The following is a 24,345-nucleotide window of genomic DNA, read 5'->3' on the forward strand; positions in this document are numbered from 1 at the left end:
AAAACATTGAACAGACGCAATGCATTGCAACGCTGCAGCGAGGTTTCGGCGACTCCCGAAGGCCATTGCAACGCTGCAGGAAGGTTTCGGCAACTCCCGAAGGCCATTACATCGCTGCAGGAAGGTTTCGGCAACTCCCGAAGGCCATTACAACTCTGCAGGAAGGTTTCGGGAACTCCCGAAGGTCATTGCAACGCTGCAGGAAGGTTTCAAATCACTCTGGAAGCCATTGCAACGCTGCAGCGAGGTTTCAAAGAAAATATTCACTGAGCTGTGTTCCCGGTAAAATAATTAGTATAACGTCATGGCAAAATCATAGTTCAACTTCTCTGGTTTTGAGAAAAAATTAATCAGGACACAGTTAGATGAACACTACCTCAAGCGGGTTATTATGCAATTGTTATGATGATTTAACGATGTCGGTCGTTGTTAAAAGTCAGAAAGGGGTTAAATTTAGCCTGGATTTGTTGAATGGTTAATTTGTTGAATAGATGATGATTCGCCGGAAAGAATCTGTATGGAGGAAGATAAATTTACGCGGCAGGTGGCTGCGGGTCTTTTTGATGCATCCCGATTGGTTGATGGCCGCCAAGGCAACGGCAGTGATGGGCGTTGTAATACTTCCGCTGGAAATATTGGGTTATTCGTTTTTTGCAGTGACAACCGCCTTAGGGGTTCTTGCCGGCGCATTGTCGGAGACGGATGACCATCCGCGGGGTCGGGTCAAATCGTTGGCCTTAAAGGTGGTGAGTTTTGGGGTGTCCAGTCTGTCGGTGGAGCTGTTGCGACCCTGGCCGGTTTTGCTGGGTGGAGGTCTGGGCTTATCAACCATCGTGTTTATTTTGGCGGGCGGCATGGGCGAACGATACCGGGGTGTCACTTTCGGAGCAATATTGGTGGGGATATATGCCATGATAGGTTCCGGAATCAGCCCTGCCTGGTATTGGCAACCCATATTATTGCCTGGTGGTGCATTGTTTTACGGTCTTATATCGTTGGGTATTCTTTATCTTCATCCATACCGGTTACTGGACGAACATCTCGGGCGCGGCTATATGGCGCTGTCGCGTTACCTGGATGAAAAATCGCATCTGTTCCCAAGTGATAGGGATAATCAGCGGGAGGTGAGGGCAAGGCTGGCATTACTCAACGTTGAAATGGTTAATACTCTCGATAGGATTAAAGAGGTGTTGAACAGCTATCGCGATGCAATGGACGATGAGTCGGATTTGGCACCATGGTTTCATTATTTCATGGTTTTACAGGCGTTGCATGAGCGGGCGGCCTCTTCGCACGAGCGTTACGACCTGTTGAGTAACGATCCTCGTAGCCGAGAGATGATGGAAATGATTGGTCATACCCTGCATGAACTGGCGCATGCTTCACGTAAGTTTGCCGATGCTCTGTTGACTGGTAGCGATTATCAGCCGCCGGCATCTGTGGGGTGGATCATTCAGTCCCTTTTTAATAAAATAGAGACCTTTGGTCTGGAGAAGAATCATCCGTTGCGCCTTCTGGCAGCCAATCTGGAACAAGCCAATGCATCCTTTTCGAGGCTGGCATCGGTCCCCCGGGTCCCTGTTTTGCCCCGACTGTTGCGCGATGATCGTCCGTTGTGGAAGAAGTTTCAGGATCAGCTAAGCTGGAGACATCCCAGATTACGTTATGCCATTCGACTTGCCATCTGTTTCTGGATAGGATTTTTGATCAGTGAGGTGGCGGACATTGAAAAGGGAGAATGGATCATTCTGACGGTTTTGTTTGTGTTACAGCCCAGCTACAGTGCCACCCGACGACGTTTGTTCCAGCGGGTAATCGGCACCCTTTCGGGTGTGATTTCAGGTATTCTTATCGTTAAATTACTGACGTTACCGGGACAGGTATTGCTAATGCTGACCTCTGCCTTTTTATTCTTTGTATGGCTAAAACGTCAATATTCAGTTTCTGTGGTGTTTATCACCATTTTTGTTTTGTGCGCTTTTAATCTGATATCCAATATGGGGGTTGCCGTAATGTGGCCTCGACTGGCTGATACGCTGATAGGAGCTTTTCTGGCCATGGCGAGTGTTCGTTTATTCTGGCACCAGTGGCAATACAAAAAACTGCCGCAGTTATTGTCCGATGCGTTGGAGAAAAACAGAGCCTATTTTAAGGCGATACTTGCCGAATATGAACATCCAAATACAACAGATGACCTGGCATACCGTATAGCCAGGCGAAAAGCGCATCAGGCGGATAATGCCCTGGCAATGGCATGGCAGGATATTCAAACCGAGCCTAAGAAATATCGGCAGTTTCATCAAAGGGCATTTAAGATGACTTACCTGAATCACGCCTTGCTATCCTTTATCTCAGCTTTTGGTGCTCATCGAGGAAGTGTCATTGATAATACGGGTGAAATCATTATTCCCGGCAAAAAAATCCTTGATTTACTGGGGAATAAATCTCTGTCACCCCAAGAAAGACATGCCCACATGCGTGATGTGGTCAATGAGTTGCAGGAACGGTTGAAACACCATCCTTCAAAAACCTTTCAGCAACAGCAAATTCTTCTGTATAATATTGCAGATATCGGTCGCCGGTTAGCAGAAGAGACTGCGGATGACTACTCTTCTTCAAACATCATAGAATAGGGGCGCTCAATGGCCTGTGCCAGCTCCTCAACCCCCATGTTGCGACTGAAACGAAAAGTTTCTCTGCCCTCAAAGAAGACCAGCACGGTGGGAACGGCAAAGATGCGGTTCTGTGCCGCCACTTCAGGTTGCTCCACTGTGTTGCAGTAATACATGCTCATGGAGGGATAATTCTCCTTTAGCATTTTCTCTACTTTTGGTTTCAATACCTTGCATACACCACATTGTTCATGAGAGAAATAGACCAGAACGGCCGGTTCAGAAGATACTACTTGATTAAAGTGTTCGGGTGATTGTATGTTGTTCATCGAAGTATCTGGTTTAAAGTTAATGGTAGTTATCGGTTGAATGTTGACGAGTAATGCCAAGGGTTAGACAGCTAAGGGTGGTTTATAATTTAACCACCAAAACAGAGGCGTAGGCGGCAATACCTTTGCCTTCACCCACAAAACCCATTTTTTCGGTGGTAGTGGCCTTTATCGAAATTTGAGAGGGGTGAACCGCCATTACCCGTGCAAGAGTTTCCTGCATTTTAGGAATGTGAGGGTTCAATTTCGGGGACTGGAGGCAGATAGTAGAATCCAAATTTCCCAAATCATAGCCTTTTTCACGAATGAAGTGCATTGTTTTTTGCAATAATATTTTGCTGTCAATACCCTTTAGAGCCGGGTCATTATCCGGAAAGTGATAGCCTATATCTCTCAAGGCTAATGCCCCCAGGAGGGCATCACATATGGCATGAATTAATACATCTCCATCTGAATGGCCTACCGACCCTTTGTCAGAAGATATTTTGATACCGCCAATCCACAAGTCGTGCCCGGCAGCCAGTTGATGAACGTCATAGCCCATTCCGATACGTACAGACATGATGTTTTAGATTAATAGATGTTAGATGATAGATTAACAGATATGTTAGATTAAAGATAATAGATTAATGGATGTTAGATGATATTTTTAAAATAAGGGAAGGGTCAGGATTTTGGGATGGATATTATAAGTGATTTAAATCTCATCTATTGGCGAGCATTTGGTCCAGGTCAAACCCCAGAGTGAATCGTACTGTGTTGGCAAGCGGATTGTCCTGAACTACCGGGATAATATAAGATGCATCAATATTTAACATGTTAAATTTAATGCCAACGCCGGCTGTGAAAAACTTGCGGTTACCCTTGTTTTCATGTTCGTGAAAATAACCTGTTCGCAAGGCAAATTGCTTAGCGTAAAGATATTCCACTCCAACGCTTATATTGATTTCTTCCAATTCTTCTTCCAGCCCACGTGGCGCATCACTAAAAGATTTAAAAATGCCGCTAACAACTGAAACGTCAGAAGTAACAAAACCGGCGGAATCGTTAGGCGTAGGAACCAATAGTTTATTCAGATCCAAAGAAAATGCTATTTGGTTGTAATCATCTATTTGGGTTGTAACAGATGTCCCAATACGTAAGTTGGTTGGAATAAAATATTCTTCATCATTTCCATAAGAAAGCTTAGTTCCTATATTTGAGATATTTATTCCGGCTGCGAGGTTGCTTTCTTTTCCACTTATTTCTATGTCATTTTGATAAAAAAATGCCAGATCAGCAGCAAAAGAGTTTCCCGCTTTATAGGTTTCACTACCTGAAAATGCTCCAAGACTTAATTGGAGGTCGGATCGTATATATCGAAAAGCAACAGCACCGGAAAAATGTTCTGAAAGAAGGCGGCTATAGGCAATGTCGATGGCAAATTCGTTAGGATTGGCATTGCCAATATATTCACCATAGCTGTCATTAAATGTAATATCACCTAAAGAAAAATACCTTAAGGAAGCACTCACTGCCTGAAGATTGTCTAAACGTTTAAATCCGGCCAAATAATATAGATTGATGTCGTTAACTAATTTTCGTAACCAGGGAGTATAAGATAAGGAAGCACCCATTTCTTTTTCAATGAAAACATATTTTGCAGGATTCCAATGCTGAGAATTAACATCGGGGGAAGTGGCGACACCTGTATTTCCCATTCCTCCTCCTCTTGATTCAGGAGCAATATCTAAAAAGGGTACGGCAGTACTAATAATGTTGACCTGACCTCCCAAGGTAATATCGTCGTCTTGAGCATAAGCTGAACTCAGCCAAATTAATAAAGTAAATAGAGTAAAAATCGTTTTGAATACTTTATTTTCCATTTATATCAAATTTATAAGGACCTAAAATTATTAAAATTAGTTGTTTGCCAATCATTTTTTTGTTGGTATTAGGGATTAGTAGGCGGAATTAGTCTTAATCACTTTTCATACATGTTCTTATTGTGATTAAAAAAAGTATCTTAGTCGTTTTGTTTTCAAATTTAGAAATAAGGTAAAAGTTTTACCGTAAATTGTTCTTTGCTTTCGGTCTGTGACTCTAATATAATTCTTACAAAACAAACACCATTATAATTCCATCCTGATTGTTCAATAGGTAATTTATATGGTCCAACAGTATTGCCGTCAGTTATAAGTTCATCTTTTGCTGTGCCGGTAATTTGTCCGGCCGCATTAAAAAATTGAATTGTGACAGACAGCAAATCATTGGGAATATCGGTGGTTAAGGTAACGTAAACATCATCTCCGGGCTTTACCGGATTTGGATAAAGTTTAATGTTATGACCATTAATACCATGATTTTTCGAAACCTTAAATTGTAACGTACTTGACGATGAATTATTATAATTATCCCATACTTTAAGGGTTAGGGTGTGGACACCTTCATCCAGTTCTGGCACCTGGTAATCTATCATGCCACTTTTATAATCATCGATATCTGCGGTAAAATAATCATTTAAAATTACAGGGTTATTTATATCCTCATCAATAACCAGTGTGACATCATGTCCTATGCCTATTCCGGAAGTGTTAATTCCTGACTCGTCAAACAACCGGGCATAAAGCATGGGGCGATCGGTCGTTTGGTCTCCATCCTTGAATTGCGAATGGTTAAGATACATTTGTATTTCGGGACCGGTAGTATCGGTGTCAATATTTTCACTGATGCCTCCTACCACAATATCACTAAAGGCACCAAAGGCTTCTCTGTTATCATCCGCCAGGGCATAGTAGCTTATCCTTCCCTGGTCGAAATTATAACGGATATCTTGAGGCACCACAAATGAAATTTGAAATAGGCCATTTTTGACAGTAGCTCTACCACTGAAAAGGATGTTGGCATATTCGCTGAATTCGAAGGGCGTATTACCGTCATTGCCTAATGTTTGGCGGGTTATTTCCTTGTCATAAACGGTGATAAAAGCAGTTCCGTTAAAATCGGTTATGACATTACCCTTTGAATCAGTAATCTGAGCAACGAGTGTATTGTGCGATAGTGCTTTTATTGTATCTGTTTGATCGGCAACAGGAGTGTTGTTAATTTCAACGGTGGTGATATGATATGGTGGGAAGATTAATTGGAGTGCAGGGTCACCCAAAAGGGTGAAATTTAATTTGTTAGTATTTGACCCTGATTCCAGTTTGGTTCGTCGCATCATTTCCCCAAGCCGAAGGGGTTCACCTGTTTCGTCATATTCAAATGCATGATTGTAAAAAGCATTGTTCAGCGTATAGTTGAGGCTTGCATAGACAATCCGTGTGGTTGACAGAAGAGCAATAGCCCCCCCATTGGGAGAAAGAAATACTTTTTCTCCGGCCGAAGTATATTCATGATTGTCGAATCGGCTAAATTCGCAAGTTGCCGTCACAAAAAGAGGTAATCTGTTTTTATTGGTCCATGTTTCGATGTCGGCCATGGTGATAATTTTCTCATGAGCTAAAGCCGATTCACTACCATGTCCTGAAAAATTCCAGATTAATGTTCCTTCGGTAATTGCTTCCTGAGCGTCAATTTTTGCATTTGGGAATTCGCGTCCCGTAGCACTTGTATAAGCCTGATAATTATCCAGGTAAATTTTGTTGAGGTCAAATTCGGGGTGTGTTTGAGCAATTTTTTGTGCAAGTTTATCTGCGTCTTGCATATGAATATTGTTATCACCATCATCACCCACAAAAGTTAGCCGGGTTTTCCATCTTCCCATTTCCTGATTCAGGAGATAGGCTTCAGTTTTATCGACAGCAATTTTAGCTTCATCAACAGAATTGACGGGGAAACGACCAATCCCAATATCCAGTCGGTCACTTTGAAGATTATCACCTTCTTCATCATCCAGAAAACCAAAAAAATCATCGGTAACGAAAGAAGCTGTTTGGTAGAATGAGGATTCAGACTGATAGGTGGGTAAGGGTGCTGCCGGTTGGTTGTCAATATGTCGGTTATCATAGCTACCGTCACCGAAAAGAAGGAGTAGTTTGGGTGCCTTATCCATATCATCTCCGGCGCGGTCATAAAGCATTTTAAGAAATGCTCTGATAGCACCCGGATCAGGGTGTCCCCATGAAAATTCATTGTATATCTGGTCTCTTTGGGCTACTAATACCGACAAACCGGAATAGGTAGCATGAAGATTGGCAAGGCGTACGGCTTGTTCTGAAAATTCTTCCGGGGTTACAATAATCAAATCTGCAGAAGTAGAAGCATGCAGGTTTTGATTGGTAACAGCTTCAATAAATTCAGGTACAGGGATGTCCATATCCGGGGAAAAGGCAACATATTCTTTAAGGATGTTGGAACTATCTTTAAAAGTTATAGTATTAGTATTGTCGTTCGTTATTGTTGTCATCTGCCTAATAAGAAGCGGATTGGTAACATCCCAAATAACTGCGTTGGATGGGGCATCGGTTAACCGGTATTCAGTAATTCTATCAGAGGCTACTGAATTGTGGTCACGAAAAACCAAAGGCCCGTTTTGTAAGGTTAGAAGATTTCTGGCTTGTAAAATAAAGAAATCGAGCCAGCCAACTGATGATGTTGAAGAAGGCACATATTGATAAGATAAACTAATTGATGAAGCAGCGGAAAATGAGACTTTTCCTTCGGCTGTTCTGGCGTAATATCCTAAATAGTCGCTCAAAGAAACTGTGGATAGTGTGAGGGTTTGAACAATGGCGTCATTAATGCTGATATTGAAGTAATGGGAGGAATTAGACCTTCCGGCGACCCGGGAGTATAATATAACTTCAGAATCGGGGACAAAATTGGGGATATCAAAAGTGAAAGTTCTTTCTAAAGTTCCTGACGGACTAAATTTTTCACCCAACCATTGAGAGCCTGAGTTGAGCAGGTTTTCTTTTTCATTCTCATGGAAAACAATATAATCGTATGTTGTGGATTGGTAATTAGCTTCAGAATCAATAGGCTCTTGTATTTGAGGCGATAAAAGGTTGTCGGCTTCGGATAAAAAATAAAATGCCGATGGCGAATAGGGATGTTGAGAATACTCAAACATGTTTCGTTCTTCATTCCATTTCCATTGCCATGGGCCATTACTGAAAAAAAACAATGCGTCGTTTTGATGCCAACAGGGGACAGGTGGTAAGTCGTCGGGTCGCTCTTCACTATTTTTCATTGGAACCATCATTCCCCCATAACCATATACCTGAATTTTTTCAGGGTTATTAAATCCCCAATTCCGGAGGGTGGTATAAGGGATTTTATGAATGCCTCTTTGGGTAGTTCCTATTTTAACCCAATTTCCGGAAGATAGCATTGAGGTAAAAGTATATTTTTGCTCAGCGCTTTTAAGCGATATGGCAGAAGTACTATCTGTGGCTTGAATTGAAACGGAATATTTTAGTAATCTTTGCCATAAATTTGGTTCAGTATTACTTTTCCTAAACGGAATAATTTCTAGTTCGATGTAAGGAACTTTCCGAATAAAAATAATTTTATGGTTGAAAATATGAGGGTTTTCTTTAACCGAAGTATCGTTTAAAAATGAGTAATCATCTTCTATGTTTTGCCATTCCAATGCCCGGGGAGCAATAACAGCTTGTTGATAATTAAGAGACGAAGGAAAAGGGATAAGAACAACCAGTACCGGCCATTGGTTATTGTTCGTATAATACCCTTGTCCTTTAAATGGAAGTTCAGGATAATTAGCACTTTGCCATTCAATATTTTTAAGTATTTGTACAGAGGCTTTTTCGCCAGCACAAATGGTAATATTCAAACCGAACAGGGAAATAAGAATGGCTGCTATGAAACCTCTTGTGTTGGGCATATTGTCTAAAAGTGATGTCTTTATAAAAACTGATTTTAAAAGAAAAGGTTTAGTGGACAAAAATAAGTAAAAAATAGTCAGTTTTTTATTTCATAGGTGTAACAAGGATTTAATTGTGTCATGGTGTTGGCCAAATTGACACAATCAACCAATAGAATAAATAATTAAATGCTAACATCTTTTATATGTGGGTGATTCTGTTTTGTAAGTTATTGTTTTATAGGGAAATTAATGGCTTTGGTTTATGTTTAATGAGAAAAATAGCGTCAAAAAAGCAATTAAAGTTGCTTTAAGGGTATAACCTTTTTCTATTTTTGTAGTATAAAAACAATGAATTCATATAGCTTTCGTTCTATATAAAAGCAATATTGTCAACAAATTGGATTTATTTTGTTGAAATATAGTGTTTTAGTATTAATGGCTGAGATTGCTTAAAGAAAAATAAGTAGTCGAAAGTTATTGTGTTATTAAAGGAGTAAAAGTAAAAGAATTACAAGAAAATAAGTTATGAGATTGAATTCCAGACTTTTTGTTCCCAGTATGATTTTGGGATTAATGGTTTTAGCCTCATGTGGTGGTGGTGCCAGAAAAAGTGTTTCATCGACCACTGGGTGGGCGTATAATGACCCCGAGACCGGCGGATTTGAATATAAGGCTGATTTTGAACAGGAAACAGGACCCGGCCTTGTTTTTATTGAAGGTGGAACATTTATTATGGGGAGTGTGGAAGAAGATGTGATGAAAAATTGGAATAATCCACCTCGCAGGGTAACTGTTAGGTCGTTTTATATGGATGAAACGGAAGTAAGGAATGTGGATTATCGGGAGTATTTGTATTGGATTAACAGAGTGTTTGTTGATATGCCTGAAGTTTATAGAAATGCACTCCCTGATACGTTGGTCTGGCGCCGTTCTTTGGCATATAATGAACCTTTAGTAGAGAATTACTTTCGACATCCGGCGTACAGTGAATATCCCGTTGTTGGAGTTAATTGGCTGCAAGCCAATGATTATGCTGCCTGGCGTACCGACCGCGTGAATGAAATGATATTGGTGGAAAGAGGTATTCTGGAATTGGATCTGCAGCAGTCGGGACAGAACAATTTTGATACAGAAGCATACTTATTAGGAAAGTACGAGGGCGTGGCAGGTAAGAATCCCTTAAAGGATTTAGATCCCAACAAAGATACAAGACGAGTTAGGCCTAGTGACGGAATCTTATTACCTCGCTACCGTCTCCCAACTGAAGCAGAGTGGGAATATGCAGCCTACGGATTGGTTGGTAATTCATATGAAGAAAGACTTACCGATAGAAGAATTTATCCATGGGATGGACATTATTTAAGAAATCCTTCCAAAAATGAAAGAGGTCGGTTTATGGCCAACTTTGTACGAAGCAGAGGTGATTATATGGGGATGGCAGGTGACTTGAATGACGGAGGTGATATTACCGTACCGGTACATTCATATTATCCCAACGATTTTGGGCTATATTGTATGGCTGGAAATGTGAATGAGTGGGTTGCGGATGTTTATAGACCTTTGTCGCATGAAGATGTGGATGAGTTCAGTCCTTTTAGGGGCAATGTTTTTAAAACAAAAGTTCTGGATGAAGAAGGATATGTAGTTGAACCAGATGAATATGGTAATATTCAATATCGCCTTGAGACCGCGGAGGATATACAAGATCGTAGTAACTATCGTACTGCCGATAACCGGAACTATCTGGACGGTGATGCCAGGTCTAATATTTCAACGGGTGGTAATTGGTCTGCCAGTGAATTGACTACTGAAGATATGTATAGTGCCAGCCCCGGAAATTTAAGTAGTACCATCTCTGACCGTGCTAGAGTGTATAAAGGCGGTTCGTGGCGAGATCGTGCTTATTGGTTAAGCCCTGGAACCCGACGTTTCCTGGATGAACGTGAAGCCAGGGATGATATTGGTTTTCGCTGTGCCATGACACGGGTAGGGTTGCCATATAAGAGCAAAAAGTAATTCGGAATTCTATCAATAGTGAGGGTAAAGGCTGTTCCTGAAAATGGGAACAGCCTTTTTTGTGGCTAATGATAACACTTTTCTAAAAAGTATTACAAAATCAAGAGTGTAAAGGTATTGTCTTAAAAAAATTGTTTCGATAGTTTCATCATAAATGCCCATATTTGTTTTATAAAAGTATTTTTGTGATTGAGATAGATCAACTGGCTTGCCAAATTTGGTAATAGACAGGGCAAATGACACAAGTAGGACTCCAAAAGTTTGTTGTTATAAGCAATGACTTTAATCCAGCTTTAGGATATGCAAGTTCGGGCAGGCCAATGAATTAGATAAACTTTAAACAGATGAGCAATATTCATGATTTGTATGAAGCCTACTTAGCAAGCGGAAAAGTTATCACCGATACACGTAAGCTGGAACCTGAAAGTATTTATTTTGCATTAAAAGGCCAACATTTTGATGGCAATAATTTTGCCAAGGAAGCTTTATCCTCTGGATGTAGGCTGGCTGTAGTGGATGATGAACGGTTGAAGAATGAAAAAGGTTGTTTTTGGGTTCCGAATGCCTTAAAAATGCTACAAAACCTGGCGAGATACCATCGTGAAAAATTAAGTATTCCGGTTATAGGTATTACCGGAAGCAATGGAAAAACCACCACTAAAGAATTAATTGCAGCTGTTCTAAAGAAGAAATATAATGTTTGGTATACACAAGGTAATTTAAATAATCACATAGGAGTTCCTCTCACAATATTATCCATGCCACCCCAAACTCAGGTTGCCATAATAGAAATGGGTGCAAACCATATTGGTGAAATTGCAGGCTTGTGCCAGATAGCAAAACCTAATCATGGCTTGATTACCAATATTGGTAAAGCACATCTCGAGGGGTTTGGTTCTTTTAATGGGGTAAAAAAGGGTAAAGGAGAACTGTATGATTTCTTGAAAAAAACGGGAGGAGAAATATTTGTAAATGTTGATAATCCGGATTTGCTGGAAATGTTAGGTGACTATCCCTGGATTGGATACGGTTCTGGCTCTAAGGCTGTGGTTAGAGCAGAGGAAATTTCAGCATCTCCCATGCTTTCCTTCAATCTGACGACCAGCCGGGTTTCAGGGCTTAGAATCAATACTCATTTGATAGGGAAATATAATAAAGACAATGTATTAGCGGCAGCCAGTGTAGCCCATTATTTTGGTGTGGAAGAGTCTTTGGTTAAAGCAGCTCTAGAGGAGTATGTTCCGAAAAATAATCGGTCTCAATTTCTTAATACCGGACGAAATCATGTTATATTGGATGCCTACAATGCCAACCCCAGCAGCATGCAAGTGGCATTAAGCAATTTTAAAGAGATGGAGCATCCTTTTAAGGTAATTATTTTGGGGAGTATGAAGGAATTAGGTGAGGATAGTAAAAAAGAACATTATGCTTTATTAACTGATTTAGAGAAATTGGATGTAGAGGTTTGTTTTCTTATTGGGGAAGAATTTAAGGGAATTATTCCTGCAAATAATAGATTTAAGTGGTATAAGGATACAAAAGACTTACAAGAGGCTTTAAAAGCAGCATCATTAAACAATGCATTGGTGTTGGTGAAAGGAAGTAGGGCCAACGAACTTGAGACTGTTGTTGACTTTCTTTAACGCTGGGAAATTTACCAGGAAAGCTCAGAAAAATACCGCCTTTTCCTTAAGAAGAAATCCAATACAATACTTTTTCGGTAAATTTCTGGATGTTGGTGGCAGGTTACTTTCTTCATTAATCGGTTTCTTTCCTTTTTTAAATGAGGTATGTTTCTAAAAAAATGTTGATGAGCTTTCCATATTGCCAGAAAATTACGGAATTGGCCATTGAGAAGGAATTTTATGGCTGCAAAAGCATCCATAAATAATCGTATGAGTATGGTTTTTTTAAGTTTATCTTCAGGTAAATTGCGATAAAGCATGTACAAATTATTTCTGAAATTGAGGTATGTTTTTTTTGAAGACATGCTGTTAAGTGTTCCGCCACCCAAATGGAAAATCTCACTTTGAGGACAATATCTGATTTTAAAGCCTTGATTTTTCATTCTCCAACACCAGTCTATCTCTTCCATATGTGCAAAAAATGAATCTTCAAGCCCACCGGATTGGTTGAACAATTTGGTTCGAACCATCAAAGCTGCGCCACTGCCCCAAAAGATTTCATCCGATTTATTGTATTGCCCGTTATCTTTTTCAATGGTATCAAATATTCGTCCTCTGCAAAACGGGTATCCCCACTTATCAATGAAACCACCTGCTGCACCTGCGTATTCAAAATGGTCAGGTTCGTTTAGTGCTTTAATTTTGGGGACGCAAGCAGCAGTGTTAGGATTTTGTTCCATGCAAGTGATAAGGGGTTCTATCCAGTTGAAAGCGGGGATTACATCAGAATTCAGTAAAACGACATAGGGAGTTTTTAATTGTTTTATTACACGGTTATAACCTCCTGCATATCCGTAATTCTTGTTGAGGGTAATTAACTCAACTTCAGGAAAATGATTTTTTATTAATTCAGCTGAACCGTCGGTAGAGCCGTTATCCGCTACAACAATCGTTGTTTGTGGATGACTGGTTTTCCGGATAACTTCCGGTAGAAATCGTTCCAAAAGATGACGCGTATTCCAATTGAGAATAACAACAGCAACTAAAGGTTCATCCATGATAGATTTTTAATTTAATGTTTGTTCTTTATAACGGTTCTGGTATTTCCAGCGTTTATGCGACCACAACCATAACTCTGGTCTTTCTTGTATACTTTGTTCCAACAACCGTACATGCCATTCTGTAATTTCGTGCTCATTAGCGGTTTGTGGGTTCCCTTTCCAGGGAATAACTTCAACATGGTAATAGCCACGTCGGGGTTTAGTAACTTTAAAGTAAACAACCTGGCCGTTAATCATTTTGGCCATTTTTTCCGGTCCTAATAATACCGGTGTGGGTTGGGTTAAAAAATTGGTCCAATATTGAATTTCGCTTCTGGCCGGACTTTGATCAGCAATAAGGCCCAAAACAAAACGCTGGTTTTGCTTCTTTAACCCCGCTACCAGGCGAAGAGTTTTTTTCATGGGCACATTTTTTGATCCAAATCTGGACCTTAATTCTAACATATATTGGTCAAACAGCCTATTTTTTAAGGGGCGATATACACTGTATCCATTAGCTGAAATATGCATGTTTATAGCTGGTACCCATTCCCAGTTTCCATAATGGCCAAGAACGGCAATAACATCTTTTCCGTTTTCTGTGGCCCGATTAATTACATCCAGATTAGAAAAGGTTATTCTTTTGAATATTTCTTTGTCAGAGATATGTTGCAATTTCATAGTTTCAACAAAAAGGTCACAAAAATGGCGATAAAACTTATGAAGTAATTTTTTTCGCCACTTGTCCGATTTGTCAGGAAAGGCTTTTTTAAGGTTTTTGAGAATTACTTTTTTCCGGTATCCTACAATTGATATAAAGCAGTAAAGGATGTTAGATAGCTTATATAAAATCGATATTGGTAACCATGAAATAAGCCAGGTCAATGGATACCAGATATAATATAAAACCTTATTCATTCGTATAAAATTTGCTTACTTTGTTGATTTATTGCTTCTTAAAAGTAGTCATTAGTCACTAGTCTATTAGCACTAATGACTGTTGACTAATGAGTATTGACTTCTTCTGCCTTCTTCCTGTGCACTTCTGCCTCTTTGTTTTTATACATGCTCTTTTGTGGCAAAAGCCGCCATGCTCGTTTCATTCGTATAAAATTTACTTATTTTATTGAACTATTGGTTCTTAAAATTAGTCATTAGTGGTTAGGCGTTAGTCATTAGTTAATCAACCCTAATCGCTAATGACTGTTGACTAATGACTAATAACTTCTTCTTCCTGTGCACTTCTGCCTTAGTTTTTATATAAGTTTTTGTTGTGACAACCTTTTTGGTAAAATTCGTTTGGGTATTTTCAATTGAGATTTGGAAGAGAAACCTCAATGGTTAAAAGATCATAAAATCCTAAAGCTTTTCCTTTTTCATAAATTTCTCTATGGTTTGCTGCATTTCTTCAAACATAAGAGCATTGCCAGATACAAGCTCTCTTCCAAAAAGATAATTATTCCCCCCTTTAAAATCACTAACTTTTCCACCTGCCTGTTGGACAAGAAAAGCTCCTGCTGCCACATCCCATGCTTTTAAATTATATTCATAAAAAGCATCAAAGCGGCCACAAGCAACGTATGCCAGGTCAACGGCAGCTGAACCCAGCCGTCGCAGTCCATGACTGTTTTTCATGAAAAAAGTAAGTGTTTCCATGAAATTTTGGATTAGTTGGTAGTTTGAATAAGGAAAACCCGTTGCAATTAAGCTGTCGGCCACGGTTGGAGTTTTAGATACATGAATTTCTTCCCCATTTAAAAAGGCAGGGGCATCTTTCCATGAGTAGAAACATTCATCCAGTCCCATTTCGTAAACTACACCCAAAACAATCTGGTCATCTTCTTGTAGAGCTATACTAATGGCATATGGGAATAGTCCATGTATAAAGTTAGTTGTGCCATCGATGGGGTCTATAATCCAGTTGAATTTTTTGCCAACCTTATCAGACGTTTTTTCTTCTGCGATAAATCCTGCTTCTGGGAGCAAATTTCCCAAAGCTTCTACTAATTTTTGTTCCGAGGCTTTGTCTATTTGGGTTACAAAATCATTTTTCCCCTTAGTTTCTACGTTAGGGGTGTTATTTAGACGGAAGTTTTTAACGAAACTACCTGTTTCTCGGGCTATTTTAACGGTTTTTTCACAGAGCTTCTGATAATTCACCATGGCTATATTTTTAAGGTTCAAAAATCAAATTTTTCAGAAATATTTTGAAATTCATTATCGTGAAGAGAATATTCAGGCAGATGTATAGTCATATTCCCGGATTGAGGTGATATTGTCATTAATTTAACCTCAATAATTTGATTTATTAAAGCCGGGTCAAATGGACATTCTACGCGTAAATAATTTTCGGTGAATCCATGCATTTTGCCATTTGATAAATGTTCTTCAAACAAAACTTTCGCTTTGGTGTTTTCAAATCGTTTATAAAATTTTCGCAATTTATGTGCCGACAGTTCATGTAAAAGAGCGCTTCTACGCTTTTTTTCTTCGGGTAAAACAGTATGTTGTATTTTTAGTGCCTGGGTGTTAGGTCTTTCAGAATAAGTAAAGACGTGCAGCTGAGAGATATCCAGATTTTGAATAAAATTATATGTTGTTTCAAAATCATTTTCGGTTTCGCCTTTAATACCAGTGATGACATCTACCCCAATAAAAGCATTGGGTATATTTTTTCTGATGGATTCTATTTTTTGTAGAAACAGTTCTGTATCATATTTTCGTTTCATGAGTTTTAAAACTTTATTGCTTCCGGATTGGAGGGGTAAATGAAAGTGAGGCATGAAGCGGGGCGAGGAGGCTACCAGTTGTATTATTTCAGAGGAAAGCAAATTGGGTTCAATTGAAGATATGCGAAAACGTTCCACTTCGCTGACTTTTTCAAGAGCTACCAATAAATCGAAAAAGGACTCATCAGTACTTTTCCCAAAGTCACCTATATTAACGCCGGTTAATATGATTTCTTTAGCACCGGCTTTCCCTGCTTTTCTGGCTTGTTCAACGGTGTCTTTTATGGTTGCATTGCGAGAACGTCCGCGAGCAAGAGGGATAGTACAATAAGTGCAAAAATAATCACACCCGTCCTGCACTTTTAAGAAAGTGCGAGTTCGATCTCCCAACGACCATGATGGCATGAAACGTTTATCTTTTGCAATATTTCCGGCATGAATTTCTGCCTTATTTTTTTTTACGAAACTGCCGCTATAAAAAGACATGTCTAGTTTTTCATTGCTACCCAATATAAGGTCGACACCCTTGATACTAGCAATTTCTTTAGGTTTTAGTTGGGCAAAACAACCGGTTACTACAATAAAGGCATTTGGATTAATTCGTAAAGCTTTATGAATAACTTGTCTGCATTTTTTTTCTGCAATGCCGGTTACAGAACAGGTATTGATGACATATATATCTGCACCCTCACGGAAATCGACTTTTATAAATCCATCCTTCTCTAATTGGCGAGCAATGGTTGAAGTTTCACTAAAATTGAGTTTGCATCCCAATGTATAGAAAGAAACAGTCCGACGTTCGAAATGTGACGGGTCTATCATAAAAAAGTGATTAGTTTTTAAAGAAAAAATTAACCAACAAAGATAGTTATTGATTTTTAAGTATTGGAGATAAATTATCTAAATAGTATTGTCGACAAAATATCCACATCAGTTTCATCCGTATATAATTTATTTAACTCATTGGCCGAATGGAACTCGCATGACAAAGAGTTTTATACATTCTCTGTTGTGAAAATCTCTCATTGTCATGCTCGTTTCATTAAGCTTTTTCTGGTCGATGAATTTGATGATGACGAATCAGAGAAATTTTTATCCGTGAATTGATTTATACAATCAACTACAGAAAAAATTTTAGAACCTGAAATAATTCAATGAAACGAGCATGGCGATTTTTGTCACAAAAGAACATTTATAAAAGACAAAGTCAGAAGTGCACAGGCAGAAGGCAGAAAAAGTCAACAGTGTTAATGGACTGGTGACTAATGACTAACCACTAATGACTACTTTAAAGAAGCAATATATCAATGAAGTAAGTAAATTTTATACGAATTAAAAATTTAGATTAAAGCAAATCGGAAGCCAATTCGGCCAGATAGCTTCGTTCACCTTTAATAAGGTTAACATGAGCGAAAATGTTTTGTCCCTTCATTTTGTCAGTGAGGTAAGCGAGCCCGTTGCTGAGCATATCAAGGTAAGGAGAATCAATTTGATGGATGTCTCCTGTAAACACCATTTTTGTTCCTTCACCTGCTCGTGTAATAATGGTTTTTACTTCGTGGGGAGTAAGGTTTTGAGCTTCATCGATGATAAAAAATACTTCCGATAGGCTGCGCCCCCGGATATATGCAAGTGGTGTAATTACCAGCTCGTCATGTTTTTGCATCTCTTCGATAATATTAAGTTCTTTGCTCTGTTGCGAAAACCGGTTTTTTATCACCCCCAAATTATCGAAAAGTGGTTGCATATAAGGACCAATTTTTTCGTTTATGTCACCTGGTAAAAAGCCGAGATCTCTATTTGCCAGAGGAACGATAGGTCTGGCTAAAAGAATCTGATTGTATTGCTGGTGTTGTTGCAATGCAGCAGCCAAAGCTAAAAGCGTTTTTCCTGTCCCCGCTTTGCCGGTTAATGAGACTAAAGTAATGTTGGGATTTAAAAGAGCATGTAAGGAAAAAGCCTGCTCTGCATTACGCGGGTCAATCCCGAAGGCGGAATGTTTTTCAACTCTCCGAATCGATTGTGTTGTGGGGTCAAACCATGCCAGAACACTTTGACTGGTATTTTTTAATATCATATATTGGTTGGCTGGTAACTGTTCATCTGTCATGGGGAAGTCGGTTTTCGAGACTTCTCCTTCTTTATAAAGAGTTTCAATTATTTTTTTGTCGAAACCGGTAAAGGTTTCGACCCCATGGTGAAGAATTTCAATATTTTTAACCTTATCTGACTCATAATCTTCTGATAAAAGGCCTAATGATTTGGCCTTCATGCGAAGGTTGATATCCTTTGTTATTAAAATGGTTTGGCGATTAGGATTTTTTTCTTTAACATATAAAGTAATCGCTAAGATACGATGGTCAGGGGTGTTTTCAGAAAAAGAGTTTTGCATCTCAGGTGGAAGTGGCTTGCCTGTTTCAATAAAAAGCCTTCCGTGACCTTTACCCAATGATATTCCTTCGGTGAAGAGTTGTTCGGCCGAGAGTCGGTCCATTTCTCGTACAAATTCCCTGGCCTGAAAGTTTATCTGGTCGTTGCCTTTTTTAAATTTATCAAGTTCCTCTAGTACAAGTATGGGAATGATAATATCGTTTTCTTCAAAATTGTACAAACATTTATGGTCGTGTAATAAAACATTAGTGTCCAGGACGAATATTTTCCCCGATTTTTTCTTTTTGGTAGGCATAGTTATATAAGTTTATTAAGGCTATAGCTTTAAAGTTATTCTTTTTTTGGGAAAATATTCCCTGGACAAACGGATTTTATGTTTATTTAATTATTTGGAATAGAGCTTAAATACTTCATCCCCTGCATATAGAAAGGCACCAGTGACATAAACTTCTGTTTTATCCGGACATGCATCACCCGGTTCGGCACCGATAGGTTGTACATAACCTAGCATTCCTTCGTGGGTGACATATCTGCAAAGTGCGTTCCAGGCTTTTCGGACAGTAGGCTCGTAGTTTTTATGATCTAAAATCCCTTGATTAATGCCCGATGCCAATCCATATGTAAAAAAAGCTGTTCCACTGGTTTCTGGTGTTGGGTAATATTCTGCTGCTAACAAACTCATAGCCCAGTGCCCTTGTTCGGTTTGAAGTTCGAGGAGCCGTTTGGCCATTTTTTTATAGATTGAAAGAAAATATTTGTACTCTTTAGAGTTTCTTTCCAGTTCAGTCATAATATTAACCAATCCGGCAATAACCCATCCGTTTCATCTTGACCAAAATACTTTCTTACCATGGTCGCGTCGGGTTTTTTTATTTTATTTCTTCCTGAAATTTATCCCAAACCCTTAATTCAAGCTGTTGTTGTTTGTAATCAAACCAAGCCTGACGATATTGAGAAGAGTCTATAACGTTTTTGAAATTGGCAAATGGTTTTCGACGGTTCAGAGCATTTATTAAGCGATTACGAACTTTATCGTCATCCACCACATCAATAAAATCTTCCATGATTTTAAAAGCTTCATAGGATGGCAGTGGTTCGAATTTTATGCAATGCTCCCATTCTGAATATTTAAGCCCTTCCCCAAATTCTTCCGCAGCGGATTCAAATTCGAATAAATAATCTTCGTCATTAGGAATGGACTCCGTTTCTAAGGTATCGAGATTCAGAAAACAGATAAAACCGGTATCAATGCTCTCGGCAATTTCTTTTACTATTTTTTTGTATTTCGGAGGAATGTTTACTGCTTCTTCGGGTTCTTCATAAATTTCCTCCATCATAAAATCCAAGAGTTTCTCTAGCTTTTTCCTGTCGTCCTTAATTAAACGAAGGATTCCCAGTATTTGATCAAGTAATCGTTCTTTGGACATTTGGGCTCTGTCAACTTTTGGTGAAAATCGATTCGAGCGTTAAAACTAATCAAATATTTTAAATTAATTTGCATGTCCAATGTTTAAATATTTGAAAGGGTAGCATGAAACGAGTATGACCTAAAAAGTTTGTCACAAACAGACTTTGTATAAACTTAAGGTCATGTGAGTTCCATCAGACCAATGAATTAGATTAATTTTATACTAATGAATTTAATTTAAGTAATTGTTATAATGTTTTTAAACTCATTAAGTTTTGATTTTAGTTCTTTTTGAAAAGAATTTCCTGTTTTTGGTTGGGGATTTGTAAGCATTCCACTGTGGTTAATGTCATTTCTTACTTGTTTAAGACTTTCATACCACGGGATTAGTTTAGAAATAATGGGGTTTTTGCCTATTTGATCAATTATATCTTTATTTTCTTTGCACTTTTCATTCCATTGTTCGAAAGATTTTTTGACCGATAAAAGATGAAAACCCGATGAAATTATTTCTCTGATTTCTCTATTATGATAATCTATTTTAAGTATTGAGGCAGTAAAATTTATAGCAGTTTCTTGGAGTATGGTTATTCCTTGTTGAATTAGTCCATTATTTAAACACCATTCGACGGCTGCCAGACCATTAAGAATATTATTGGTTTTAAAAGCTTGTAATCGTTTTTTTATTTCTTGGAGAATAGGATTTAAAGGTTTGATTATCACATCTTGGAGATTTTCTATATATTGGACGACTTTATCAACAGAAGCGTTAGAAATTATGTTTTGTCCACGGCAGGTTTGTATATCCATGGCTATTATCTCTAATTCCTTTTTGATTTTATTTAATAAGAATGCAGATTCTTTTTTATTTTCCTCATACCTAATAACTGAAACAACTTTTTTGCTGGTAAGATTGGCAATTTTGTTTACTTGTCCAAAGTTTACAAAATCGCTGGCTGCAATGCTCCAGTCTTGCAATTCCGAAAAGGCTGTTAAATCCATTATTGGAGCAAAATTATCGGAATCTCGAGCTTCATAGTTTCCATAGGTTATTTGTTTTAGGATGATGTTTTTGAGGTATTTAGAGTAATTTAAAAGAACCAGAAGCAGCATGGGTAAATAACGAAAAGAATGGGTTATATCCAGATATACTTCATCGTTTTCCTCTAAAGAATGAAAAATAATCTCAAAAATCTCCCAAATTTCATTTGTTGTTTTCCCATCAGGTATTCGTTTTATTATGGCTTGGGGTAGTTGATTTGCCAATCCGATATATTCGTATTCATCCCCGTTTTTTATTCTTTTGTGAATCGATTTGTCCCAATTATTCTTGTACGCGGCATCGGTTAGATATAAAATTACTTTATCTTTTTCAGTCCAATTTTTACAAAAAAGGTCTACGCATGCTTTTTGAATAAAACGCTGCTTAGAAAATTGACTTTTGTCTTGCCAATAGTAATTGCATTCTTCGTAAAATCCGTTTCCTAGTATTGAAAGAAATACTTTCCGTGCCATTTTATTTAAAAAAATTATTTAATGGAAATTTTCACCCATCCCAGAGGCTCATTCATGTCGGTAATTATTGATCGGGTAATGGGAAAAGGTTCTTTAATTCTATATTCGTGTTCATTTGGTGCTTTGCCCAGCTGGTACATTTTACAAAGTGATTTGAATGCATTTTCATCCTTTTCATAAATAGCCATAGCTATGGTGTTGTCGAAATAGCTTTTGCCGGAGCCAATTCGCAAGAAAAATGCTTTTTCACCGGTTTTCTCCATACGGTCAATTTCGTTCGTCATTTGATCGTAAAAGGTGTTAAGCCCTTTTTTTATTGAAATTGATACACCATTTGAATGGTTATATAATATTTCTTGTTCTGTTAATATTGTGTTATATGCAAATACATTCATTTTTTGAAAGAAGTCGATATCCGGTGTCCAACGAGAGGATTTATAAGTTAGTTCCGAAAAAGAACTTTTGTTGATGCACATTTTTACCTGCGGCACACCGTTATATTGGGGTTTGGTCAGGTGTATACGTTCGGTTTTGAGTATTACACGCGATTGCTTATCGAAAGGGTGGGTATCGCTAATACCTAAATCTGAAAAAATAGCCCGACCGTTTTGGTCTACTTTTGTAAGGAAATTTTTTTCTACCTTTTTAGGATATTCCTGTCTAAACCATTTTTCATTGTACCTGGGAACAAGGTTGCGGATAATAGCATCCAGTGTTGCCTTACCTTCGGGGGTTTTTCTAAGCCAGTGGTAAAAGAGTGCGGTTTTAATTGCCCCTTTAATTGAAGAGCCTGGAATTATCGGCGAACCATTTAATTGATAGCAACAGTTCACCTGCTCTTTTCCACTCTCCATGTTGGGGTAGGGTATGGCATCTTTAGTTAGATCATGAGGTGAAGTTCCCAGTTCTGTTTCGATAAATCGGTTAAGCTGAATGGTGGTACCTGTGCCAGATTCATTCACCGATCGGGAAACATATTTTGAAAAAGTGTCAATTTTGCTTTTACTATTAAGCAGGTTTTGAAATTTTTCCTTGTCGATTCGGTAGAGCATTTTTTCTTCAACAAAATAATCGGTGATGGGCGACCATACCTCACCCGTACCTATCGAAACAGGTGTTATGGTTTCTATCTTCAGGTGTTCTACACTTCTTTCCATAATTGTTCAATGTTTGTGTTTAATGGATAAAGAAACGCCTTTCCGTATCGTTTATACCTGCCATCATTGTTGGGTGAAATATCTACGATTCTACCTGCAATCTTCTGTGAAAGGATGGCTCCCTCGCCAACCATGTTTACCATTTTTAGTCGCTGATGGCTGTTGATGCGCCGCCCACCACGAGTAACAATGGGATAGTAGAGAAAAGCATGTTGTTCCTCCTTCGCCGGATTTATCAATGATAGCGAAAGATAATAGTCCGATGTTTCCGTTAAAGCCGGTGCTTCCGTTATTCTAACTTCTTTGAATAATCCGCATCCCGAAGATCTGTCGCCACCAAGACCTTCATCGGCCATAAGGTTTAAGACTGCCATAAACTTTTCCTGCTCATCAGGCGGAAGATTTTCTTCCAGGTAAAAATAGTAGCCTTTTTCAATTTGGCTATCCTCCTCCGGTGGAAATAGAATATTGGATTGGCTGTAAAGGCGGTTTTCTTTTTCGAGGGTATGAACCTTTACTTTTGGTATTGTAACTTCTTTGTAAACCGATATTTTATCCACCTTAATATGTGACAATTCCTCATTTAAACAGAGCAAGTTTCCCTCTAGTAGCGTGCAGCAGTCAGGATTAAACCATTGGTCGGGAAGAACACCTTGATTGATGATGGCTTCTGATACATAAGCAATCCTTTTAAGTTTTTTGTGTTGATCGGTTGATTTTAGGTTGGCTACTACTGGCTTGGGTAAAAAGCGGAGGCGTTTTTGTTCTTTGTTGCCAATAAAGAAAAATGCCGAAGAGAGCCTAATAAGGTCGGTTTCAAAGCTATTAATTAATTGTGTGGCATCTCCATACACTTTTTGCCAAATATTGACCATGGCAGAAAAGAGAAGGTCCGACGACGGGTGAGGCGTCACCACATTCATATGCTGTTCTTCCGCCTGGGGCAATATTTCTCCAAAATGATATTGATTGCCGGGCAAGGTAATCAGTTCAACGATTTTCATCTTGGTGGGCATTTATCCAATATTCACTAGTGATGTCTTGTTCTATCCTGCTTTGGGGGTTTTGTTTGTAGTAATCGTTAATGGTCCGGCGCTTTATAACGATGTCTTTAAAACAAACTCTGCCATAGCCTCTGGTGCCGCTCCCGCCAAGATAGTCGTCTTCAAGCAACCGAAACGCTTTCATTAATTCATTCAAATGCTCCCTTTCTTTGTCATCGTTATAAAGGTCATATATAATTGTGAAATTAAATTGAGCACCGGCCGGAACACGTTCCATTTGTCGCGGATCTTTGGCACTACCTTTTATTCGGTCAATTTTGTTTTCCCACTTGGTTTCGGTCCAAGGCATTTCCATCTCTTCCTGGTTAAAGGTTTGCCGGAAAGCTTCAGTGTCGAGCATGGCGTCGGTGAAAATGAGCCGGGCTATCCCATCGATATTGGTGCTGCCGAAAAGGGTGGTTATGGGCTCTTCATCGTCTTCAATGCTTTTATAGCCATATTCCCGTGCCAGCAAGGTTCTTAATTTGCCTTTCAATGAACTGCCCGGAATATAGGGAATGCCCTCAAAATCGGATTTCAGGGGCACGGTCTTAATAACATTGTTATCGATGCCTCCAATGTCGCTCACCGAGGATGAACCGCCAACATGTAATCCTGTGATGAGCTCAATTTTTCCGCTTATGATGATTTTTCCTGTTAGGTTCATGATT

General features: G+C 38.8%; 19 protein-coding genes. 4 read left to right on the forward strand and 15 right to left on the reverse strand.

Going from position 1 to position 24,345, the window contains the following annotated elements; all coding sequences use genetic code 11:
• Positions 1-6: 6 nt before the first annotated feature.
• Positions 7-270, forward strand: a complete 264-nt coding sequence (locus tag BM130_RS10095; RefSeq protein WP_074964373.1) for a hypothetical protein — start codon at positions 7-9, stop codon at positions 268-270.
• A 221-nt stretch (positions 271-491) separates the two neighbouring features.
• Positions 492-2,633: an FUSC family membrane protein gene (locus BM130_RS10100; protein ID WP_010527018.1), complete on the forward strand. Its 2,142-nt coding sequence runs from the start codon at positions 492-494 to the stop codon at positions 2,631-2,633.
• On the opposite strand, the gene BM130_RS10105 is transcribed toward BM130_RS10100, so the two are convergent.
• From BM130_RS10105 to porU, 4 genes are all read right to left on the reverse strand, one after another.
• On the reverse strand, positions 2,606-2,941 hold the full coding sequence (locus BM130_RS10105; RefSeq protein ID WP_010527017.1) for a thioredoxin family protein: 336 nt from the start codon (positions 2,939-2,941) through the stop codon (positions 2,606-2,608). The genes BM130_RS10100 and BM130_RS10105 overlap by 28 nt on opposite strands.
• Before the next feature lie 82 nt (positions 2,942-3,023).
• Positions 3,024-3,503: a 2-C-methyl-D-erythritol 2,4-cyclodiphosphate synthase gene (gene ispF / locus BM130_RS10110; protein WP_010527016.1), complete on the reverse strand. Its 480-nt coding sequence runs from the start codon at positions 3,501-3,503 to the stop codon at positions 3,024-3,026.
• 142 nt (positions 3,504-3,645) lie between these two features.
• Positions 3,646-4,806, reverse strand: a complete 1,161-nt coding sequence (gene porV / locus BM130_RS10115; RefSeq protein WP_010527015.1) for a type IX secretion system outer membrane channel protein PorV — start codon at positions 4,804-4,806, stop codon at positions 3,646-3,648.
• Positions 4,807-4,967: 161 nt separating this feature from the next.
• On the reverse strand, positions 4,968-8,768 hold the full coding sequence (gene porU / locus BM130_RS10120) for a type IX secretion system sortase PorU (protein ID WP_010527014.1): 3,801 nt from the start codon (positions 8,766-8,768) through the stop codon (positions 4,968-4,970).
• Positions 8,769-9,275: 507 nt separating this feature from the next.
• On the opposite strand from porU, the gene BM130_RS10125 reads away from it, so the two are divergent.
• Together BM130_RS10125 and BM130_RS10130 are read left to right on the forward strand one after the other, a co-directional pair.
• Positions 9,276-10,766 (forward strand): SUMF1/EgtB/PvdO family nonheme iron enzyme, encoded by a 1,491-nt coding sequence (locus BM130_RS10125; RefSeq protein WP_010527013.1) that lies wholly within the window; start codon positions 9,276-9,278, stop codon positions 10,764-10,766.
• 344 nt (positions 10,767-11,110) lie between these two features.
• Positions 11,111-12,409: a UDP-N-acetylmuramoyl-tripeptide--D-alanyl-D-alanine ligase gene (locus BM130_RS10130; RefSeq protein WP_010527012.1), complete on the forward strand. Its 1,299-nt coding sequence runs from the start codon at positions 11,111-11,113 to the stop codon at positions 12,407-12,409.
• Between the two features lie 11 nt (positions 12,410-12,420).
• Here the strand turns inward: BM130_RS10130 and BM130_RS10135 are convergent, their stop codons facing one another.
• The 11 genes from BM130_RS10135 to csm3 all read right to left on the reverse strand — a co-directional run bounded on the left by BM130_RS10135 (position 12,421) and on the right by csm3 (position 24,341).
• Entirely contained in the window at positions 12,421-13,449 is a 1,029-nt protein-coding gene (locus tag BM130_RS10135; RefSeq protein WP_010527011.1) for a glycosyltransferase family 2 protein, read from the reverse strand.
• A gap of 9 nt (positions 13,450-13,458) precedes the next feature.
• Positions 13,459-14,349 (reverse strand): lysophospholipid acyltransferase family protein, encoded by an 891-nt coding sequence (locus BM130_RS10140; RefSeq protein WP_010527010.1) that lies wholly within the window; start codon positions 14,347-14,349, stop codon positions 13,459-13,461.
• Between the two features lie 441 nt (positions 14,350-14,790).
• Entirely contained in the window at positions 14,791-15,594 is an 804-nt protein-coding gene (locus BM130_RS10145) for an inositol monophosphatase family protein (RefSeq protein WP_029626527.1), read from the reverse strand.
• 17 nt (positions 15,595-15,611) lie between these two features.
• On the reverse strand, positions 15,612-16,982 hold the full coding sequence (gene mtaB / locus BM130_RS10150; protein ID WP_010527008.1) for a tRNA (N(6)-L-threonylcarbamoyladenosine(37)-C(2))-methylthiotransferase MtaB: 1,371 nt from the start codon (positions 16,980-16,982) through the stop codon (positions 15,612-15,614).
• A gap of 523 nt (positions 16,983-17,505) precedes the next feature.
• Positions 17,506-18,846, reverse strand: coding sequence for a PhoH family protein (locus BM130_RS10155; protein ID WP_010527007.1), 1,341 nt, complete (start codon positions 18,844-18,846; stop codon positions 17,506-17,508).
• 90 nt (positions 18,847-18,936) lie between these two features.
• The gene (locus tag BM130_RS10160) at positions 18,937-19,362 is read right to left on the reverse strand and encodes a glycoside hydrolase family 88 protein (protein ID WP_258164876.1); all 426 of its coding nucleotides are present in this window, start codon (positions 19,360-19,362) and stop codon (positions 18,937-18,939) included.
• A 58-nt stretch (positions 19,363-19,420) separates the two neighbouring features.
• Positions 19,421-19,978: a UPF0158 family protein gene (locus tag BM130_RS10165; protein ID WP_010527005.1), complete on the reverse strand. Its 558-nt coding sequence runs from the start codon at positions 19,976-19,978 to the stop codon at positions 19,421-19,423.
• Positions 19,979-20,196: 218 nt separating this feature from the next.
• The gene (gene csx2 / locus BM130_RS10170) at positions 20,197-21,474 is read right to left on the reverse strand and encodes a TIGR02221 family CRISPR-associated protein (RefSeq protein ID WP_010527004.1); all 1,278 of its coding nucleotides are present in this window, start codon (positions 21,472-21,474) and stop codon (positions 20,197-20,199) included.
• A 14-nt stretch (positions 21,475-21,488) separates the two neighbouring features.
• Positions 21,489-22,631 (reverse strand): type III-A CRISPR-associated RAMP protein Csm5, encoded by a 1,143-nt coding sequence (gene csm5 / locus BM130_RS10175; protein WP_010527003.1) that lies wholly within the window; start codon positions 22,629-22,631, stop codon positions 21,489-21,491.
• Positions 22,616-23,635 (reverse strand): type III-A CRISPR-associated RAMP protein Csm4, encoded by a 1,020-nt coding sequence (gene csm4, locus BM130_RS10180; protein ID WP_010527002.1) that lies wholly within the window; start codon positions 23,633-23,635, stop codon positions 22,616-22,618. The genes csm5 and csm4 overlap by 16 nt, the downstream gene beginning before the upstream one ends.
• Positions 23,622-24,341, reverse strand: a complete 720-nt coding sequence (csm3, locus tag BM130_RS10185; RefSeq protein ID WP_010527001.1) for a type III-A CRISPR-associated RAMP protein Csm3 — start codon at positions 24,339-24,341, stop codon at positions 23,622-23,624. The genes csm4 and csm3 overlap by 14 nt, the downstream gene beginning before the upstream one ends.
• Positions 24,342-24,345: the final 4 nt, after the last annotated feature.

It is taken from the genome of Thermophagus xiamenensis (assembly GCF_900112795.1).
Classification (GTDB): Bacteria; Bacteroidota; Bacteroidia; order Bacteroidales; family Marinilabiliaceae; genus Thermophagus; species Thermophagus xiamenensis.

What these genes read in the sequence shown, in the direction of transcription:
- BM130_RS10100 (WP_010527018.1), top strand. Translation starts at nt 492, where the DNA reads ATGATGATTCGCCGGAAAGAATCTGTATGGAGGAAGATAAATTTACGC.
- BM130_RS10105 (WP_010527017.1), bottom strand. Translation starts at nt 2,941, where the DNA reads ATGAACAACATACAATCACCCGAACACTTTAATCAAGTAGTATCTTCT.
- ispF (WP_010527016.1), bottom strand. Translation starts at nt 3,503, where the DNA reads ATGTCTGTACGTATCGGAATGGGCTATGACGTTCATCAACTGGCTGCC.
- porV (WP_010527015.1), bottom strand. Translation starts at nt 4,806, where the DNA reads ATGGAAAATAAAGTATTCAAAACGATTTTTACTCTATTTACTTTATTA.
- porU (WP_010527014.1), bottom strand. Translation starts at nt 8,768, where the DNA reads ATGCCCAACACAAGAGGTTTCATAGCAGCCATTCTTATTTCCCTGTTC.
- BM130_RS10125 (WP_010527013.1), top strand. Translation starts at nt 9,276, where the DNA reads ATGAGATTGAATTCCAGACTTTTTGTTCCCAGTATGATTTTGGGATTA.
- BM130_RS10130 (WP_010527012.1), top strand. Translation starts at nt 11,111, where the DNA reads ATGAGCAATATTCATGATTTGTATGAAGCCTACTTAGCAAGCGGAAAA.
- BM130_RS10135 (WP_010527011.1), bottom strand. Translation starts at nt 13,449, where the DNA reads ATGGATGAACCTTTAGTTGCTGTTGTTATTCTCAATTGGAATACGCGT.
- BM130_RS10140 (WP_010527010.1), bottom strand. Translation starts at nt 14,349, where the DNA reads ATGAATAAGGTTTTATATTATATCTGGTATCCATTGACCTGGCTTATT.
- BM130_RS10145 (WP_029626527.1), bottom strand. Translation starts at nt 15,594, where the DNA reads ATGGTGAATTATCAGAAGCTCTGTGAAAAAACCGTTAAAATAGCCCGA.
- mtaB (WP_010527008.1), bottom strand. Translation starts at nt 16,982, where the DNA reads ATGATAGACCCGTCACATTTCGAACGTCGGACTGTTTCTTTCTATACA.
- BM130_RS10155 (WP_010527007.1), bottom strand. Translation starts at nt 18,846, where the DNA reads ATGCCTACCAAAAAGAAAAAATCGGGGAAAATATTCGTCCTGGACACT.
- BM130_RS10165 (WP_010527005.1), bottom strand. Translation starts at nt 19,978, where the DNA reads ATGTCCAAAGAACGATTACTTGATCAAATACTGGGAATCCTTCGTTTA.
- csx2 (WP_010527004.1), bottom strand. Translation starts at nt 21,474, where the DNA reads ATGGCACGGAAAGTATTTCTTTCAATACTAGGAAACGGATTTTACGAA.
- csm5 (WP_010527003.1), bottom strand. Translation starts at nt 22,631, where the DNA reads ATGGAAAGAAGTGTAGAACACCTGAAGATAGAAACCATAACACCTGTT.
- csm4 (WP_010527002.1), bottom strand. Translation starts at nt 23,635, where the DNA reads ATGAAAATCGTTGAACTGATTACCTTGCCCGGCAATCAATATCATTTT.
- csm3 (WP_010527001.1), bottom strand. Translation starts at nt 24,341, where the DNA reads ATGAACCTAACAGGAAAAATCATCATAAGCGGAAAAATTGAGCTCATC.